Origin of the sequence: Faucicola mancuniensis (assembly GCF_046523945.1) — a bacterium.
Lineage (GTDB): Bacteria > Pseudomonadota > Gammaproteobacteria > Pseudomonadales > Moraxellaceae > Faucicola > Faucicola mancuniensis.
The window spans coordinates 1667807-1685204 of sequence record NZ_CP171363.1 but is presented as its reverse complement, the minus strand read 5'-3'; the positions used below and the strand labels follow the sequence as shown (position 1 = coordinate 1685204).

The window sequence follows — 17398 nt, the reverse complement described above, 5'->3', positions numbered from 1 at the left end:
TATGATAATAAAAATGGTGTTATAGTACCATGATTAGCGGTCTTTGAGCTACAAAAAACTGTCAATTTTGCCAAAAAATTACCAAGTTTTTTTCAATTTTTGTTAAAAAGTTTTGATAATTTTTGTTAAATTAGCCATTTTCCAAATATTTTGCCACATCTTTCATATCCACGCTCACCAATTTTGAAATCCCCGCAGTCGGCATGGTTACGCCTTTTAAATCGTCCGCAATCTGCATGGACAATTTATTATGACTGATAAAAATAAACTGTACATCTTTGGCTAAGTCTTTGATTAAATTGGCAAAACGCTCAACATTGGCATCATCAAGCGGTGCGTCCACTTCGTCAAGCACACAAAACGGAGCAGGTTGTTGTTTAAAAATCGCAAACACTAAACTTAATGCCGTCAAAGTCTTTTCGCCACCAGAGAGCAATGCCAAACGGCTGTTTTTCTTGCCTTTGGGCTGTGCCATCAACTCAAGTCCCGCCTGCCAACCCTTACCACTGCCATCATTGGCAAGCACCAATTGGGCTTGTCCACCACCGAACACTTGTTGAAACAGATGATTTAGCTCGCTATTGACTTCTTTTAACATATTCATAAACAACTGTTTGGTTTGGCTGTCAATCTCGGCAATCGCCTTTCGCAACGTGTCCATACTGGCGGTCAAATCCACAATCTGCTCGTCCATCGGCGATAACCGACTATTGACTTCTTCTAGCTCCGCCACCGCCGAATAATTCACCGCACCCAAATTTGACAATTTTTGTTGAAAATGTTGTTGCTGTTGTCGCAACCGCCCAACCTCATCATCTGCCAACAGTTGATTTTCATCAAACTCATCAATAATCAATTTTTGTTCAATAATTTTCGCCGCAACTTGCTCGCTACTTTGTTTTATCAATGCCATTTGCGTGTCCAAAGCATAAAACGCCTGCTGTTCGGCTTGGTATTCACTCTGTGTTTGGTCTAGTTGTTGTTGCAACTGCTGTTTTTGTCGCTCACATTCGGCAAGCTCTGCGGTGATTTCTTGTAGTTTTCCTTCACTTTGTGTTAATTTTTCATCAAAACTTGCCAACTGCTCGGTCAAAGTTGGCAACTGCTGTTGCAAACTTGCAACCGATTGATTTAATTGCTCAATTTGGGTTTTGATTTGGCGTTGTTGCTGTTGCAGTTTTTGTTGATTATCCGCTTGGTGCTGGCATTGTAACTGCCCTTTGGTTAAAGCAATGGTTAATTCGTTCACCACCGATTCTTGGCGTTTTTGCTCGGCAATCGCTTGATTTAACTGGTTGTCAAAACTTTCTCGTTCATGAATGGCTTCGCCCAAAACTGGCTGAATTTCTGCCAATTTTTGTTTAATATCTTGTTCTTTATCGGTAAATTGTTGAATAATTTGTTCAATTTCACTTAATTCTTTATTTAAATGCTTTTGTTGCTCGTCAAGGCGATTTTTTTCACTTTGCAAATGATTTTGTTGGTGTTGTTTTTCCAGTTTTTGAGTGTTTAGTTTTTGTTTTTGCTCGTTTAATTGAGCAATCGTTTGGCGTTCCGCTTGGTCTTGGGCTTGCCATTCTTGCAAACTTACCATCGCTTCTTGCAGTCGTTGTTTTAAACGATTCAACGGCAAATGTTGTTTTTCAATCAAATCTTGCAACTCGTCAATGCGATGTTGCTGGCTAAATCGTTGGGTAATATTTGGTATTTGTTCATTATTTTGTGAAATTTGGTGCAAATTCACACAACAATACGCACTAAACAACCAAAAATCGCCCTGTTGCGTGCTAAATAACAACCAATTATCGGCAATTTTTGGCAAAATATCCACCACATCAGTGACATTTAGCACCGATTGACAACACCAAATTTTGTGAAACATCGGCAAATTGGGCGTTAGCAACAAATCATTTAACAACACCCAATCCGACTGTCGCAAAAAATCAAGCGTTTGGGTTTGATTGTTAATATTTTTCAACAATAATTCATTGTTTAAAAAACTTTGGGCTGACACATTTGCCAAATCATCAAAATTTGCCACCGTCCATTTGGTTAAAATCGGCAACAATTCATCAAACATCTTGCTAAAAGTTTTGCCTTTTTCGCTCAATTCAAGCTGTTCAATCAACAAAGGCAAATTATTAGCAACCTGTTGATTTTGTTTGAGTTTTTGTAAAAATTGTTCTTGATGGTTTAACAGTTTTTGTAGCGTATCTTGTTCTGTTTGCCATTTTTCAATTTGTTGTTCGGCTTGTTGGTGTTGGCGTTTTAGACTTTCCACTTCGTCCATTTGCTCGGCAATTTGCTCTTGGCGATTGATAACACGATTTTCTATTGCCGAAATTTTGTCAAATATTTCACTCAGGCTTTGCTCAGTATCATCGTTTTCATCAATTTGTTGCTGTTTTTCTTGCCATTTTTGGTATTGTTGCTCGTGTTGTTTTTGTTGATTTTTTATTTTAACCAACTGCTGTTGATTAGTTTTTAATAAATTGTCATTGATGGCTTGCTGTTTGTCAAGTTCTTGTTTGTCTTTGTGTAATTGGCTGATTTGGTTGGCAATTTTCTGTCGTGCCAAAGTTAAATCTTGGGTTTGTTGTTTATAATTACTAAGTTGTTGTTGTATTTTTTCTAATTGATTGGGTAAATCTGTTAGGTTTTTTTGGTTTTGTTCCAGTTCGCTTTGAATGTGTAAAATTTGGTTGGTAAGTTCGTTATCTTGTGTATTTAATTCAACAATTTTTGACTGTTGTTCATTGAGCAAATTGTTTTGTTGATTAAACAAAGTTTGGGTTTCGTGCTGTTGTTGCCAATGGCGTTGGTATTGGTTTTGTTGTTCTTGTTGGGCGATTTGTTTCTCATAATTTTGGGTTAAAATTTGTTTTTGTTGATGGGTCAAATGCTCAATAATTTGTTGTTTTTTCTCCAAATTTTGGTTAATCAGTTGATACTCTTTTTCTAATTGTTGGCGTTTCTGGTATAAACTAAAATGTTCGTTTACCAATAATTGTTGGTTAATTTTATCAATGTGTTGTTGAAATTCTTGGGCTTGTTTGGCGGTTTTGGCTTGTTTTTCAAGGCGTTTTTGTTGGGCGGTCAGCTCACTTGTCATGTCTTTTAGCCGACTTAAGTTGTCAGTTGCGATGTCTAGCTGTCTTTGGGTTTCTTCACGGCGATTTTGATAACGAGAAACACCAGACGCTTCTTCAATAAATTCACGCAGTTGCATGGCGTTAGCGTCAATAATCCGCCCAATCATGCCTTGCTCAATCACCGCATAGCTTCTCGCACCCAGCCCCGTCCCCAAAAACACATCAACTACATCACGGCGACGCACTTTTGTGCCATTGATAAAATAGTCGGACTTGCCGTCTTTGGTAATCTGACGGCGGACGGACAGCTCGTGATACAGGTTTAAAGCGTGGTTGATACCGCCACGCCCTGCATCATCGCCTTGGGTGTGTTCAAAAACCAGCTCCACACTTGCCAGACTTTTAGCAGATTTTTCTTGTGAGCCTGCAAAGATGACATCGCTCATCGCACCGCCACGCAGTTGTTTGGCGGAGCTTTCGCCCAAGACCCAACGCACAGCGTCAATGACGTTGGATTTGCCACAGCCGTTTGGTCCGACAATGGCGGTGATGGTGTGTTTAAAGTGAAAGGTGGTTGGGTTGGCAAAGGATTTAAAGCCAGCGAGTTTGAGTTGTTTTAAACGCATGCTAAAAGGATTTCATCAAAAAGCGGTTATTTTAACAAAATTTTTGGGTGGAAGCATTAATTTGATAAGATTTTCACAAACCCCACAATATTTAAAAAAAATCAAAACAACTTGTCATTTTGGTATGATATGATGAGTGATTTAGAAAATAGATGAAGCAAATCATGTTGGACACTCAAAACCCGAATAACAGCCTAATGGATTCTTTAAAACATGGATTTTTGGACGCCTAATATTATCCTAACAAAGGACATACACCTAAAATATTGGTAAATGATGTAACACAACAACAATTTATTTTGACAGATTTAACCCATCATATTGATAAAGCAAAAAGTTTTTGTTTTTTGGTGGCTTTTATCACCACTGAAGGGATTAATCTGTTAAAAACGCATTTGTTTGATTTCAGCCAAAGAAATGTGCATGGAAAAATAATTATCTCTTCTTATCTTGGATTTAACCAACCAGCCACCATGCGAGAGTTGCTAAAATTTAGCAATGTGTCGGTGCGTCTTGCCCCTGACAACAAAAATATACATGCAAAGTTTTTTTTGTTTGAACATGAAAAAGAACATGTTTTGATAGTTGGCAGTTCTAACTTGACCAAAAATGGGCTCTAGACTAGCAACACAACCCATACTAGACTAGAAACATGAAATATAACAGTAAGTTAAGCATCTATCAAGTCAAAAAAATCATAAACGCTTATCATACGGTGAAATAGAACTTGATGAAAGCTATTTTGGAGCAAAACGCCAACGTGGTTTTCATGGTAAACTAAAACGTGGTCGTGGCACACTTAAACAACCTGTTTTTGGTATCTTTGAGCGTGATGGTAGAGTTTATACTAAAAATTGTACCAGATTGCAAAAAAGGCACTCTACAAGCATTGATACTAGGTAGGGTTGATGTGAATAGCATTATTTATTCAGAGGCTTTCGTGGCGATAATGGCTTAGTTGATGTTAGTTATGATAAGCATTTTAGGGTAAACCACAGTAAACATGAGTTTGCACACGGTAATTGTCATATTAATGGCATTGAGAGCTTTTGGAGTTTTACTAAAAGAAGGCTTGCCAAATTTAATGGTGTAACCGCAAATTTTGAGTTTCACTTAAAAGATGAGAAACACCGTTTCGCAAGGTGGCGTTGGAATAAAGATTTGAATGAATTACAACGCCATTTATGGGATTTGATTAAGTGAGTTTTTTAGTTCTTGATAGTCTAGAGCCAAAGCGTTATATGAAATACTGATATCAGCATAGTCTTTTAAGTATTGTTCTCTAAGTTGTTTTGCTGTGTCAAACTTTTGAGATTTGACGTAATTTTCAAAGGCGGTGTTACGGTTGATTTCAAAGAGTCTGGCTGTTTTGCTTTTGTTGCCTGTCTTTTGCCAGTTGCTGATAGCTTTGTCTCGTAGGTCTTGGTCGTATATTTTTGGCATAGCGATAACTTGAGTAAAATGCCTATTATATTACAGTTTTAACTATAGATCGACCAAGGTTTTGAGAGTAGCTATATCATTGTCTTTTTGGGCAAGCAGTTCGTCTTTGTGGGAAATGATAAGATTCAGTGTTTCTATTAGTATGATGTACCGCAAAACGGTCGATAAAATCCCGATGGTCTGGACTGCTTAGATAAGCAAAACCCCCATAAACCAAGGGTTTACGAGGGTTTAAAATTGGTGGGCCCACACAGACTTGAACTGTGGACCAAAGGATTATGAGTCCTCTGCTCTAACCAACTGAGCTATAGGCCCTACAATTTTACCAAAAAGATTGGTAAAATTAAGCTAAATATAATACCGCAAAAAATTATTTTTGCAATAAAAAATTAAATTTTTTGCAAAAAAAGTGATTTTTTAGTGTAATTTTTTAACAATCTGATTATAATAGGCAGATAATCAACGCTGATTTTTCAATCTTGATTATTTTTATACATTTTTTTAAACTTTATCCCAAAATAGGAATACTATCATGGCAATTGAACGTACCCTTTCAATCATCAAACCAGACGCAGTTGGTGGCAACCACATCGGCGAAATCTACAGCCGTTTTGAAAAATCAGGTCTAAAAATCGTTGCAGCAAAAATGTTGCACCTTGATGACGAAAAAGCTGGTGGTTTTTACGCAGAACACAAAGAGCGTCCATTTTATGGCGACCTTGTAAAATTCATGACTTCAGGCCCAGTTGTGGTATCAGTATTAGAAGGTGAAAATGCAGTATTGGCTCACCGTGATATTATGGGTGCAACCAACCCAAAAGACGCAGCCGAAGGCACAATCCGCCGTGATTTTGCAACCAGCATTGATGAAAATGCGGTACACGGTTCTGATTCTACCACATCAGCCGCTCGTGAAATTGCTTACTTCTTTGCGGACAACGAAGTTTGCCCACGCACTCGTTAATTTTAAAGCAAACGTTTTAAAATTAAAAAAGCGATTGAATATTCAGTCGCTTTTTTGGTATACGTCATCATTGTGTTAATCAGTCTTAAAACCCTTTGAAATATTTTGTGTGGCTTTGCTAATATCACTTGGTACTGGCGTATCATAAGGTTTTGCAAATAACTTGGCATTTTCTACTGATAGGCTATAGTTTAAATTTTTGCCAAGTTTTGGCAGTGGTGTTTTAAACCATTTATCATACATCTGATATATTTTGCCTGTGGCATACAAATCTAACAGACTGTTATCAATCACTTTTTTAAATGTATCATCATTTTTTCCCAGCGTACAGCCATAAATTTCATAATTATTCGGCTCACCGACAATTTGCCATTCGTCAGGTTTTTTCAAATTCATACGATTGTTTGCCAACAAAACATCATCGCTAAACAACATATCTACCATGCCTGTTTGTAACGCATTTTCAATATTTTCGGAATCTATTTGTACGATTTTGATTTTTGTGGCATGATTTTTCACATAATCGTGCAGGATTTTCTCAGAAACAGAATTTTTAACAACGCCAACTTTTTGATTGTTTAAATCTTGATAACCTGTAAAATTTTGATTCTTATGCACCAAAAAACTAGAAGTTACCACAAAAAATCCCATAGAAAAACTGACTTCCTGTTGACGTGCTAACGTATTGGTTATTGTACTGCACTCAAAATCTACCATACCAGTTTTAACAGCGTTTATCCGTTCACTGGCTTCAATACGTTTCCACTGTACGTCCAAATTTGGCATATTCACAGCCAACTTGACAGCGTTTATCAAATGATTTTCAATATCAATGGCATAACCTATCGGCGTGGCACTACCGTTTGGCACATAAGAAAATGGTGCAGGTCTATCATGAAAACCGACCACAAGCGTATTGGTTGCACGAATTTTATCCAAGGTTGTATTTTTGCTTGTTAATGTGGGTTGAGCGTCTTCTATCGTTAATTTACCACAACCCACCAGCATGATTGCATTTAACACAATGATAAAACCACATTTTACTTTCAATTCTACACCCATTCACCTTAAAAAGTTTGATTGACCAATAAGGAAAAAATCCATTTATATAAATAATTCTACTCTACCACTAATCTTAAAAAACTACTACAAAAAAAATTAAAAAATCAAATTTGATTAAATCAAAATTAGCAAACTTTTTTTATTTAAAAAACCCATTATTTCCATTAGTCTGTAAAATTTCACCGTTCAAAAGAGAAATAATTTAGCTTTGAATTCAAAAAAATACCCCCATTATAAAACTCACATTTGTTATTAGGAATCAAACTTATGCAAAATAACTTACGTCAACGTTTTTTTATTGAAAATAGCCCTGTCCGTGGCGATGTCGTTAGACTTGCCGACAGCTATCAAGATGTCATCAAACAAAAAAACTATCCAATTGCATTGCAAAAACTGTTGGGAGAAATGCTCGTTTCCGCAGGTTTGTTAATCAGCACGCTAAAAATAGATGGACGGTTATCCATTCAACTGCAAAACAATCAAACATTAGATGATAACACCACAAGCCTAAAATGGGCAATGGCGGAGTGTGATAGCAATGGACATATTCGTGGACTTGCCGACTGGCAAGGCGATTGGCAACATTTAACTACCGCAAATGATGCTTTTTCCATGCTTGGCAAAGCAGGTGAAGGTGTATTATTTATCAATATTCAGCCTGAAAATCCACTGAACCAAAATACTGAAGGTTATCAAGGCATCGTAGAACGAGTTGCTGATAATTTAGCAGATTGTTTAACACACTATCAACAACAATCTGTACAAATCCCAACCATTATCAATCTTGCTTGCGATGGTGAACAAGCAGGTGGTATTCTTGTGCAGTTATTACCACATAACAAAGACGAACAAGAACAGATTGACAATGACCTATTTCCTCGCTTAAGAATGTTAACCAACACGCTAAAAGCAGACGAATTAACCACATTAGAAGCCAATGAAATCTTATACCGCCTATACCATGAAGAAGATGTGATTGCACCCGAAGCAGTAAAACTGGCTTTTGGTTGCACCTGTTCAGAAGAAAAAAGTCATACAGCTATTTTTCAACTTGGCAAAAATCAGGCTTTACAACTGGTAGAAGAACAAGGTGGTCAAATTGGATTAGATTGTGGATTTTGTGGAAAAGTTTACCATTTTGATAAAAACTCCATTGAAAAAATCTTTCATTAAAAACACCAACTATTCTTAAAACAAACAAAGGCACAATCTCATAGATTGTGCCTTTATTTAAAGGATAAATTTGAGTCAAATAAAAACCCCCTCACGATTGCGAGGGGGCTTAGGATATAAGGAGCTGACGATGACCTACTTTCACATGGAGAACCACACTATCATTGGCGTATTGTTGTTTCACTTCTGAGTTCGGGAAGGGATCAGGTGGGACCAACAAGCTATAATCGTCAGCAAAAGGGGATAGAGGAATGGTCTGATATACTTATATCATATAAGATATTAAGTAAAGCAAATAAAATTGAACTAAATCAAGGTGATATAAAATCAGAATAACTAACAACACACTTAAGCGTTGTATAGTCAAGCCAAACGAGCAATTAGTATTGGTTAGCTACACATGTCACCATGCTTCCACACCCAACCTATCAACGTCGTAGTCTACAACGGCTCTTTAGGGAAATCTAATCTTAAGGTGGGCTTCCCGCTTAGATGCTTTCAGCGGTTATCCCATCCGAACATAGCTACTCGGCAATGCGACTGGCGTCACAACCGAAACACCAGAGGTTCGTCCACTCTGGTCCTCTCGTACTAGGAGCAGATCCTCTCAAATTTCCAACGCCCACGGTAGATAGGGACCGAACTGTCTCACGACGTTCTAAACCCAGCTCGCGTACCTCTTTAAATGGCGAACAGCCATACCCTTGGGACCTGCTTCAGCCCCAGGATGAGATGAGCCGACATCGAGGTGCCAAACACCGCCGTCGATATGAACTCTTGGGCGGTATCAGCCTGTTATCCCCAGAGTACCTTTTATCCGTTGAGCGATGGCTGGCCCTTCCATACAGAACCACCGGATCACTAAGACCTACTTTCGTACCTGCTCGACTTGTGGGTCTCGCAGTTAAGCGCGCTTTTGCCTTTATACTCTTCGAACGATTTCCGACCGTTCTGAGCGCACCTTCGTACTCCTCCGTTACTCTTTAGGAGGAGACCGCCCCAGTCAAACTACCCACCATACATTGTCCTTGAATTTGTTAATTCTAAGTTAGAACCCCAACATAACCAGGGTGGTATTTCAAGGTTGGCTCCACAAATACTGGCGTATCTGCTTCAAAGCCTCCCACCTATCCTACACAAGTTAGGTCAAAGTTCAATGTAAAGCTGTAGTAAAGGTTCACGGGGTCTTTCCGTCTAGCCGCGGGTACACAGCATCTTCACTGCGATTTCGATTTCACTGAGTCTCTGCTGGAGACAGCGCCGCCATCATTATGCCATTCGTGCAGGTCGGAACTTACCCGACAAGGAATTTCGCTACCTTAGGACCGTTATAGTTACGGCCGCCGTTTACTGGGGCTTCGATCAAGAGCTTCGCTTACGCTAACCCCATCAATTAACCTTCCAGCACCGGGCAGGCATCACACCCTATACGTCCACTTTCGTGTTTGCAGAGTGCTGTGTTTTTAATAAACAGTTGCAGCGGCCTGGTATCTGCGACTGCCAATAGCTTTGTAGTGCATGACTACTCACCATCGGCAGCGTACCTTCTCCCGAAGTTACGGTACCATTTTGCCTAGTTCCTTCAGCAGAGTTCTCTCAAGCGCCTTAGTATTCTCTACCTGACCACCTGTGTCGGTTTCGGGTACGATTTCTTTATGACTATCGCTTAGAAGCTTTTCCTGGAAGCAGGGTATTTGCCACTTCGCTGTACATGTACAGCTTGCTATCAGATCTCATTACTAATCGAGCGGATTTGCCTACTCAATCTAACTACATCCTTCCACCTGGACAACCATCGCCAGGCTGGCATAACCTTCTCCGTCCCTCCATCGCATCATAAACAAGTATTGGAATATTAACCAATTTCCCATCGACTACGCCTTTCACTCGCCTTAGGGGTCGACTCACCCAGCCCCGATTAACGTTGGACTGGAACCCTTGGTCTTCCGGCGAACGGGCTTTTCACCCGTTTTGTCGTTACTCACGTCAGCATTCGCTCTTGTGATACCTCCAGCATACCTTACAATACACCTTCATCGGCTTACACAATGCTCCCCTACCACTTAATTGAAACAATTAAATCCGCAGCTTCGGCTCCTAGTTTGAGCCCCGTTACATCTTCCGCGCAGGCCGACTCGACTAGTGAGCTATTACGCTTTCTTTAAAGGGTGGCTGCTTCTAAGCCAACCTCCTAGCTGTCTGTGCCTTCCCACATCGTTTCCCACTTAACTAGGAATTTGTATTAGCTGGCGGTCTGGGTTGTTTCCCTCTTGACAACGGACGTTAGCACCCGCTGTCTGTCTCCCGGATATTACTCATCGGTATTCGGAGTTTGCATCGGTTTGGTAAGTCGGGATGACCCCCTAGCCGAAACAGTGCTCTACCCCCAATGGTATTCGTCCGAGGCGCTACCTAAATAGCTTTCGGGGAGAACCAGCTATCACCGAGTTTGATTAGCCTTTCACCCCTATCCACAAGTCATCCCCTGGCTTTTCAACGACAGTGGGTTCGGTCCTCCGGTAACTGTTACGTCACTTTCAACCTGCTCATGGATAGATCACTCGGTTTCGGGTCTATACCCTGCAACTAGACGCCCTATTAAGACTCGGTTTCCCTACGGCTCCCCTATTCGGTTAACCTTGCTACAGAATATAAGTCGCTGACCCATTATACAAAAGGTACGCCGTCACGGAACAAGTCCGCTCCGACTGCTTGTATGCACACGGTTTCAGGTTCTATTTCACTCCCCTCACAGGGGTTCTTTTCGCCTTTCCCTCACGGTACTGGTTCACTATCGGTCAGTCAGGAGTATTTAGCCTTGGAGGATGGTCCCCCCATCTTCAGACAGGATTTCTCGTGTCCCGCCCTACTTAATATGCTTCTTATAACCTTTTAAATACGGGACTATCACCCTCTACGGTCAAGCTTCCCAGCTCGTTCTTCTAAGTTATAATCAGTCGGCTCCTCCCCGTTCGCTCGCCGCTACTTGGGGAATATCGGTTGATTTCTTTTCCTCGGGGTACTGAGATGTTTCACTTCTCCCGGTTCGCTTCGTATTATATACGATGACTATCTTATGATAGTCGGGTTTCCCCATTCAGATATCGCCGGATCACAGGATATTGCCACCTCCCCGACGCTTTTCGCAGGCTGTCACGTCTTTCTTCGCCTCTGACTGCCAAGGCATCCACCATGTGCACTTCATTACTTGACTATACAACCTTAAGTATGCTTTATATAGGTAATTATTCGTAACGATTTTATACCTAAGTTTACGCTTGATTCAGTTCTCTTTACTTTTAAGTAATCACTTTTATCTAACCAGTTTGGGACTGATTAGCTGATTACTAAGGTTAACTATTTGTTGGAACTAATAGTTAACCCAGACTCATTTCTCTATGTTGTTATTGATTTATCATTCCTTCGTCAGGTAATGATTTATTTTCTGATAAAACAGATTGAAGTGGTCTTTATTATTAAAATCACTTTGTCTGCTTTATGTGGTGGAGTTAAGGAGAGTCGAACTCCTGACCTCCTGCGTGCAAGGCAGGCGCTCTACCAACTGAGCTATAACCCCATATGGTGGGTCTAATAAGACTTGAACTTATGACCCCTGCCTTATCAAGGCAGTGCTCTAACCAACTGAGCTATAGACCCCTTTAGTGTAAAACACATTCACAACTTGTTGTAGATTCTCATACTCGCTTTCGTTAAGGAGGTGATCCAGCCGCAGGTTCCCCTACGGCTACCTTGTTACGACTTCACCCCAGTCATCGACCACACCGTGGTAATCGCCCTCCTAAGTTAGGCTAACTACTTCTGGTGCAATAGACTCCCATGGTGTGACGGGCGGTGTGTACAAGGCCCGGGAACGTATTCACCGCGGCTTTCTGATCCGCGATTACTAGCGATTCCGACTTCATGGAGTCGAGTTGCAGACTCCAATCCGGACTACGATTGGCTTTTTGAGATTGGCATCACATCGCTGTGTAGCTACCCTCTGTACCAACCATTGTAGCACGTGTGTAGCCCTGGTCGTAAGGGCCATGATGACTTGACGTCGTCCCCGCCTTCCTCCAGTTTGTCACTGGCAGTATCCTTAAAGTTCCCGGCTTTACCCGCTGGCAAGTAAGGAAAAGGGTTGCGCTCGTTGCGGGACTTAACCCAACATCTCACGACACGAGCTGACGACAGCCATGCAGCACCTGTATGTGAATTCCCGAAGGCACTCCCACATCTCTGTAGGATTCTCACTATGTCAAGACCAGGTAAGGTTCTTCGCGTTGCATCGAATTAAACCACATGCTCCACCGCTTGTGCGGGCCCCCGTCAATTCATTTGAGTTTTAACCTTGCGGCCGTACTCCCCAGGCGGTCTACTTATCGCGTTAACTGCGCCACTAAAGTCTCATGGACCCCAACGGCTAGTAGACATCGTTTACGGCGTGGACTACCAGGGTATCTAATCCTGTTTGCTACCCACGCTTTCGAACCTCAGTGTCAGTATTATGCCAGGGTGCTGCCTTCGCCATCGGTATTCCTCCAGATCTCTACGCATTTCACCGCTACACCTGGAATTCTACACCCCTCTCACATACTCTAGCTAACCAGTATCACATGCAGTTCCTAGGTTAAGCCCAGGGATTTCACATGTGACTTAATTAGCCACCTACGCTCGCTTTACGCCCAGTAATTCCGATTAACGCTCGCACCCTCTGTATTACCGCGTCTGCTGGCACAGAGTTAGCCGGTGCTTATTCTGTAGGTAACGTCATTCCTAATAGGTGTTAATTATTAGGTCTTCCTCCCTACTTAAAGTGCTTTACAACCAAAAGGCCTTCTTCACACACGCGGCATGGCTGGATCAGGGTTCCCCCCATTGTCCAATATTCCCCACTGCTGCCTCCCGTAGGAGTCTGGGACGTGTCTCAGTCCCAGTGTGGCTGATCATCCTCTCAGACCAGCTATGGATCGTCGCCATGGTGAGCCTTTACCTCACCATCTAGCTAATCCATTTTAGGCTCATCTCATAACGACAGCTTATGCCATCTTTCACCCATGGGTCGTATGCGGTATTAATTTGGGTTTCCCCAAGCTATCCCCCATTATGAGGCAGATTCCTAAATGTTACTCACCCGTTCGCCACTAATCCCCCTAGCAAGCTAGGGTTCATCGTTCGACTTGCATGTGTTAAGCCTGCCGCCAGCGTTCAATCTGAGCCATGATCAAACTCTTCAGTTCAATCTTCTCGCTCATTTATTATTACTAGCTCAAATTCATCTTCCGAAGTTCTTCTTACTCGTAATTTATAAATAAACTTATTTCTATAGTGCTTCGCTATTCCTGCTTAATAGATAAACTATTGCTAGCTTATCTACTAAAAAAGACTTTAACTTCTCTATCCATTTATTTCTTCACAAGTATGAAAACCTACACAAGTTGTCTTTGTGTTTCTTGTCTTTTATTGAGTTTTTTGTTCCTTTCATCGTCTGAATAGGAAAGATACATATTTTATCATGTTATTTTATGTTGTCAATATGTATTTTTTACTTTTTTTCAAAAGTTTTGACTTTCTCACTCTGTTAAAGCTTTGTTTTCGCCTTTAGTTAGCTCGTCCGTCTGTGGGTGCGTATTTTATAGTTTTTAGCTGGGGGTGTCAATAGTTTTTTGGGTTATTTTCAAATATTTTTATGATTTTTGTATAAGTTTTTGTTTTTAAAGGTTTTATTGTTTTAATTTTTCAATTTTTTTGTTTGGTTATTATTTGTTGGGCTTTGTGGATGGTTTTGGTGTATAATAGATATATATTTTGCCAGCTTTTAGTTTTTTTCTATTTGCTAGCTTGTTATTTATATAGTCTTTATTTGAATAAAATAGGATAATATTATGGCTGATAATAATTATATTCCTGTACATGAGATTGATGCGACTAAAAAGCGGGTTCACCCTCGTTTTGTGACAGGTTTTTATCAAAATATCCGTGTTGTCAGTATGTATTTTTTGTTTGTGCTGTTTTTGGTGTTGCCTTGGATTCGTTATGAAGGTCGTCAGGCGATTTGGTTTGATTTTACAGGACAACGTATTTATATTTTTGGCATGACATTTTTGCCTCAAGATATCTTTTTCTTTGCGTTTTTCTTTATTATTGCGGCGTTTTCGTTGTTTTTTGTGACGGTTTATGCAGGTCGTGTATGGTGCGGTTATGCGTGTCCGCAGACGATTTGGACGCATATGTATCAATATACTGAAAAGTTGGTGATTGGTGAGCGTAATAAGCAATTTAAGATGGATAAACAGCCTTGGAATGGTGAGAAGATTCTCAAGCGTGGGATTGTTCAGGTTATTTGGGTGTTGATTGCGATTATTACGGCAACGACTTTTACCAGTTATGCGGTGGGTACGGATTATATGTACCATAGTTGGGCAACGCTTGCGGGTATTCCTGTGCCAAACTGGAGTACGCTAACTTGGACTTCGTTGTTTATTTTTGGGTTTTGTACTTATATTAATGCAGGTTATATGCGTGAACATATGTGTACGCATATTTGCCCTTACGGTCGTTTCCAAAGTGTAATGTTTGACAAAGATACTTTGATTGTGTCGTATGATTATAAGCGTGGCGAGCCACGTGGGGCAAGAAAAAAAGGCAAAGAAGACCCAAGTCTTGGCGACTGCGTAAACTGCACAATGTGTGTGCAGGTGTGTCCGACTGGAATTGATATTCGTGATGGTTTGCAAGTTGAGTGTATTCAATGTGCAGCGTGTATTGATGCGTGTAATGACATTATGGATAAGGTCGGTTTGCCACGTGGTTTGATTCGTTATTCTACTGAGCGTCAGTTAGAAGAAAATCAACCAAGTAAGATTTTACGTCCACGTTTGTTTGCTTATATGTTTGTTTTGACAGCATTATTTGCAGGAGCGATTTTTACCTTATCAGGTCGTGTGCCGTTACAGCTAGACATTCGCCGAGACCGTAACCAATTATCATCGGTGAACGCTCAAGGCATGGTGGAAAATACTTATATTATTAAAATTACCAACAAAACTCAGCAGGCACACGAATACAGCATTCGTCTGTTGCCACAAGATGGTTTGAGTTTAGACAGCCGTTTTAAAACCATTCCACTTGAGCCAAGTGAGAGTTATGATATGCCAATCAGTATTATCGGCGACCCTAAAGTGATTACCCAAAGCAAAACACCAATTCAGCTTGAGGTTGTCAGCGTTGATGATGGTGGTAAATATAAAGCTGTTAAAGAAAATGTCTTTACCACAGATTAATAATGTTGATTTTTATAAAAGCCAACTTGATAAAAAGTTGGCTTTTTTCATAGTTTTATAAAAAATTTTGTGCGAATTTTTGTTATAATGATTTTTTGTTATAATAATACTTTTAAAAAATTGAGAAATGTTATGTCAAATTCAACCGATACCCAACAAAAACCCATCTCAAAACTTTGGTACAAAAATTATATGGTTTGGATTTTTGTCATTGGCATTCCTGTATTTGTGGTCATTGCCTGTATTTGGTTTATTTTTTATTCGGTGCAAATCAAAGATTCTACCGTGCGTGATGACTGGTATATGGACGGCAAAACCCTGTACGCAGATGTATCAAAAGATAAATTGGCACATGATTTAAAATTGTCAGGCGAAATGACAATTAACCAACAAAATGTCAGTTTTGTATTACACCCCAGCCAATCACCTGATTTTAAAATCCCTGATACATTAAATGTACAAATTTCGCACGCCACCCAAATCCAAAAAGACCGTGATTTTGTTATCAAACGTCAAGCCAATTCGCCACAAATCACCTACACAGGGCAAGTACAACTAGACGATGGCAAAGGCAAATATTATATCATCGTCCATAACCCAGACAACAATTGGCGACTGCAAACCACCCACGAATTGCCAAGCAATCAAGCGGTAAAATTTGCCCCCTTAACGTCTTTTGACGACAAAAAATAAGTGGTTAAAATAGATTAGGATTAAATTCCACGCCATTTTCGTAAAGCTTTTAACTTTTAAGATGTTTAACATAGAGTTAAAGCGAAACCTTACGAAGCAATGCCACTTATTTTTGATAAAAATAGAAATTGTTACTTATCAATGTCATTGTGTTTTCTTAAAACATATTTGGCTTGATTCACAATTGTGATTTTTTATTTTAGTTTTTCTTGATAATTTACAATAAGTTAGTTTTTTTTGTAGTATATAATGACTGCTAATCTATGCAAACCCAATCACTCATACCAAACGCTATTTTTGACGATTTTTTCTTTTAACACCTGTGTATCATCTATCAACACATCTAAAATCGGTTGCCATTGTTGTTGCATTTCACGATACGGTTTTTGGGTTTTATCAAACACCGACAACCCATGCTCCGCCAACAACTGATAAATACTCCGCTCGCTAATCCATGCCAACGGTATTTCACCGATTTTATCAAACATCTGCAACGCCTTATCAGTCGGTTCGCCATCTAACAAAAACTGACTACGCACCCGATTAGCCACCAAATAAATCGCCACTTTGCCTTTTTTGACCCGTTTGATTTCTTCTAAATTCTTTAAAAACCGTTTGGTACTGTCCACATCAAAAAAAGACGGTATTGCGGGAATCAACACAATTTTACATTCAGCCACCAGTTGTGCCAGTTTTTCCGCCCCCATCGCCCCTTGTCCATCAATAATCAGCCAATCATTTTTGTCAGTATTTTCAGGCAGATTGCCGATATTTCGCTCATCCCGCCAGTCCAAAGCGGTAATCGGTGCGACTGTTTTTGGGCGAATTTTTAGCCAACGCAGGCTGGATTTTTGTGGGTCGGTATCTGCCAAAAAAATCTGTTGCTCATCGGTATACAGATTTGCCAAAGCAGTGGCAAGATTGGTTGCGATGGAAGTTTTGCCACAACCGCCTTTTTGGTTAGCAATCAAAATTTTATTCATATTTTTATGCCCCTTTGTCAAAAACGTTACAAAAAATCATTTATTTATTTTATAATAACATATAACTTTCATGATGAGA

The 17398-nt window shown here is 40.1% G+C and carries 9 protein-coding genes, 3 tRNA genes, 3 rRNA genes and 1 pseudogene; 6 read left to right on the top strand and 10 right to left on the bottom strand.

Annotation, left to right across the window (positions count from 1 at the left end):
- Positions 1-130 precede the first annotated feature (130 nt).
- Positions 131-3718, bottom strand: a complete 3588-nt coding sequence (gene smc, locus ACGTJS_RS08315) for a chromosome segregation protein SMC (RefSeq protein ID WP_410471723.1) — start codon at positions 3716-3718, stop codon at positions 131-133.
- 299 nt (positions 3719-4017) lie between these two features.
- On the opposite strand from smc, the gene ACGTJS_RS08310 reads away from it, so the two are divergent.
- Both ACGTJS_RS08310 and ACGTJS_RS08305 read left to right on the top strand, forming a co-directional pair.
- The gene (locus ACGTJS_RS08310) at positions 4018-4338 is read left to right on the top strand and encodes a phospholipase D-like domain-containing protein (protein ID WP_410471722.1); all 321 of its coding nucleotides are present in this window, start codon (positions 4018-4020) and stop codon (positions 4336-4338) included.
- 94 nt (positions 4339-4432) lie between these two features.
- Positions 4433-4921: pseudogene (locus ACGTJS_RS08305) on the top strand (IS1595 family transposase); the annotation flags it as partial.
- Here ACGTJS_RS08305 and ACGTJS_RS08300 read toward each other — a convergent pair.
- Together ACGTJS_RS08300 and ACGTJS_RS08295 are read right to left on the bottom strand one after the other, a co-directional pair.
- Complete coding sequence (locus tag ACGTJS_RS08300) at positions 4901-5161, bottom strand: hypothetical protein (RefSeq protein ID WP_410471721.1); 261 nt, start codon at positions 5159-5161, stop codon at positions 4901-4903. The pseudogene ACGTJS_RS08305 and the gene ACGTJS_RS08300 sit on opposite strands and share 21 nt — an antisense overlap.
- 238 nt (positions 5162-5399) lie before the next feature.
- Positions 5400-5476 (bottom strand) — tRNA-Ile (locus ACGTJS_RS08295).
- 217 nt (positions 5477-5693) lie between these two features.
- Here ACGTJS_RS08295 and ndk point away from each other — a divergent pair.
- The gene (gene ndk / locus ACGTJS_RS08290) at positions 5694-6125 is read left to right on the top strand and encodes a nucleoside-diphosphate kinase (RefSeq protein WP_410471720.1); all 432 of its coding nucleotides are present in this window, start codon (positions 5694-5696) and stop codon (positions 6123-6125) included.
- Positions 6126-6200: 75 nt separating this feature from the next.
- Here ndk and ACGTJS_RS08285 read toward each other — a convergent pair whose 3' ends face one another.
- Complete coding sequence (locus ACGTJS_RS08285; RefSeq protein WP_410471719.1) at positions 6201-7187, bottom strand: amino acid ABC transporter substrate-binding protein; 987 nt, start codon at positions 7185-7187, stop codon at positions 6201-6203.
- 267 nt (positions 7188-7454) lie between these two features.
- Here ACGTJS_RS08285 and ACGTJS_RS08280 point away from each other — a divergent pair, with 267 nt between their 5' ends.
- Positions 7455-8360 carry an Hsp33 family molecular chaperone HslO gene (locus tag ACGTJS_RS08280; RefSeq protein WP_410471718.1) on the top strand — a complete coding sequence of 302 codons (906 nt, stop codon included), beginning with the start codon at positions 7455-7457 and terminating at the stop codon, positions 8358-8360.
- A gap of 122 nt (positions 8361-8482) precedes the next feature.
- Here the strand turns inward: ACGTJS_RS08280 and rrf are convergent.
- From rrf to ACGTJS_RS08255, 5 genes are all read right to left on the bottom strand, one after another.
- Positions 8483-8595, bottom strand: a 5S ribosomal RNA gene (gene rrf, locus ACGTJS_RS08275).
- Between the two features lie 124 nt (positions 8596-8719).
- Positions 8720-11574 (bottom strand): 23S ribosomal RNA (locus ACGTJS_RS08270).
- A 287-nt stretch (positions 11575-11861) separates the two neighbouring features.
- A tRNA-Ala gene (locus tag ACGTJS_RS08265) sits at positions 11862-11937 on the bottom strand.
- Positions 11938-11940: 3 nt separating this feature from the next.
- Positions 11941-12017: transfer RNA gene (locus ACGTJS_RS08260), tRNA-Ile, on the bottom strand.
- A gap of 54 nt (positions 12018-12071) precedes the next feature.
- Positions 12072-13600 (bottom strand): 16S ribosomal RNA (locus tag ACGTJS_RS08255).
- Together the 16S, 23S and 5S rRNA genes with 2 tRNA genes alongside form the textbook arrangement of a ribosomal RNA operon.
- A 645-nt stretch (positions 13601-14245) precedes the next feature.
- Here ACGTJS_RS08255 and ccoG point away from each other — a divergent pair.
- Together ccoG and ACGTJS_RS08245 are read left to right on the top strand one after the other, a co-directional pair.
- Entirely contained in the window at positions 14246-15643 is a 1398-nt protein-coding gene (ccoG, locus tag ACGTJS_RS08250; RefSeq protein WP_410471717.1) for a cytochrome c oxidase accessory protein CcoG, read from the top strand.
- 132 nt (positions 15644-15775) lie between these two features.
- Entirely contained in the window at positions 15776-16336 is a 561-nt protein-coding gene (locus tag ACGTJS_RS08245) for a FixH family protein (RefSeq protein ID WP_315043327.1), read from the top strand.
- A gap of 275 nt (positions 16337-16611) precedes the next feature.
- Here ACGTJS_RS08245 and ACGTJS_RS08240 read toward each other — a convergent pair whose 3' ends face one another.
- Positions 16612-17319: an AAA family ATPase gene (locus ACGTJS_RS08240; RefSeq protein ID WP_410471716.1), complete on the bottom strand. Its 708-nt coding sequence runs from the start codon at positions 17317-17319 to the stop codon at positions 16612-16614.
- Between the last annotated feature and the right edge of the window lie 79 nt (positions 17320-17398).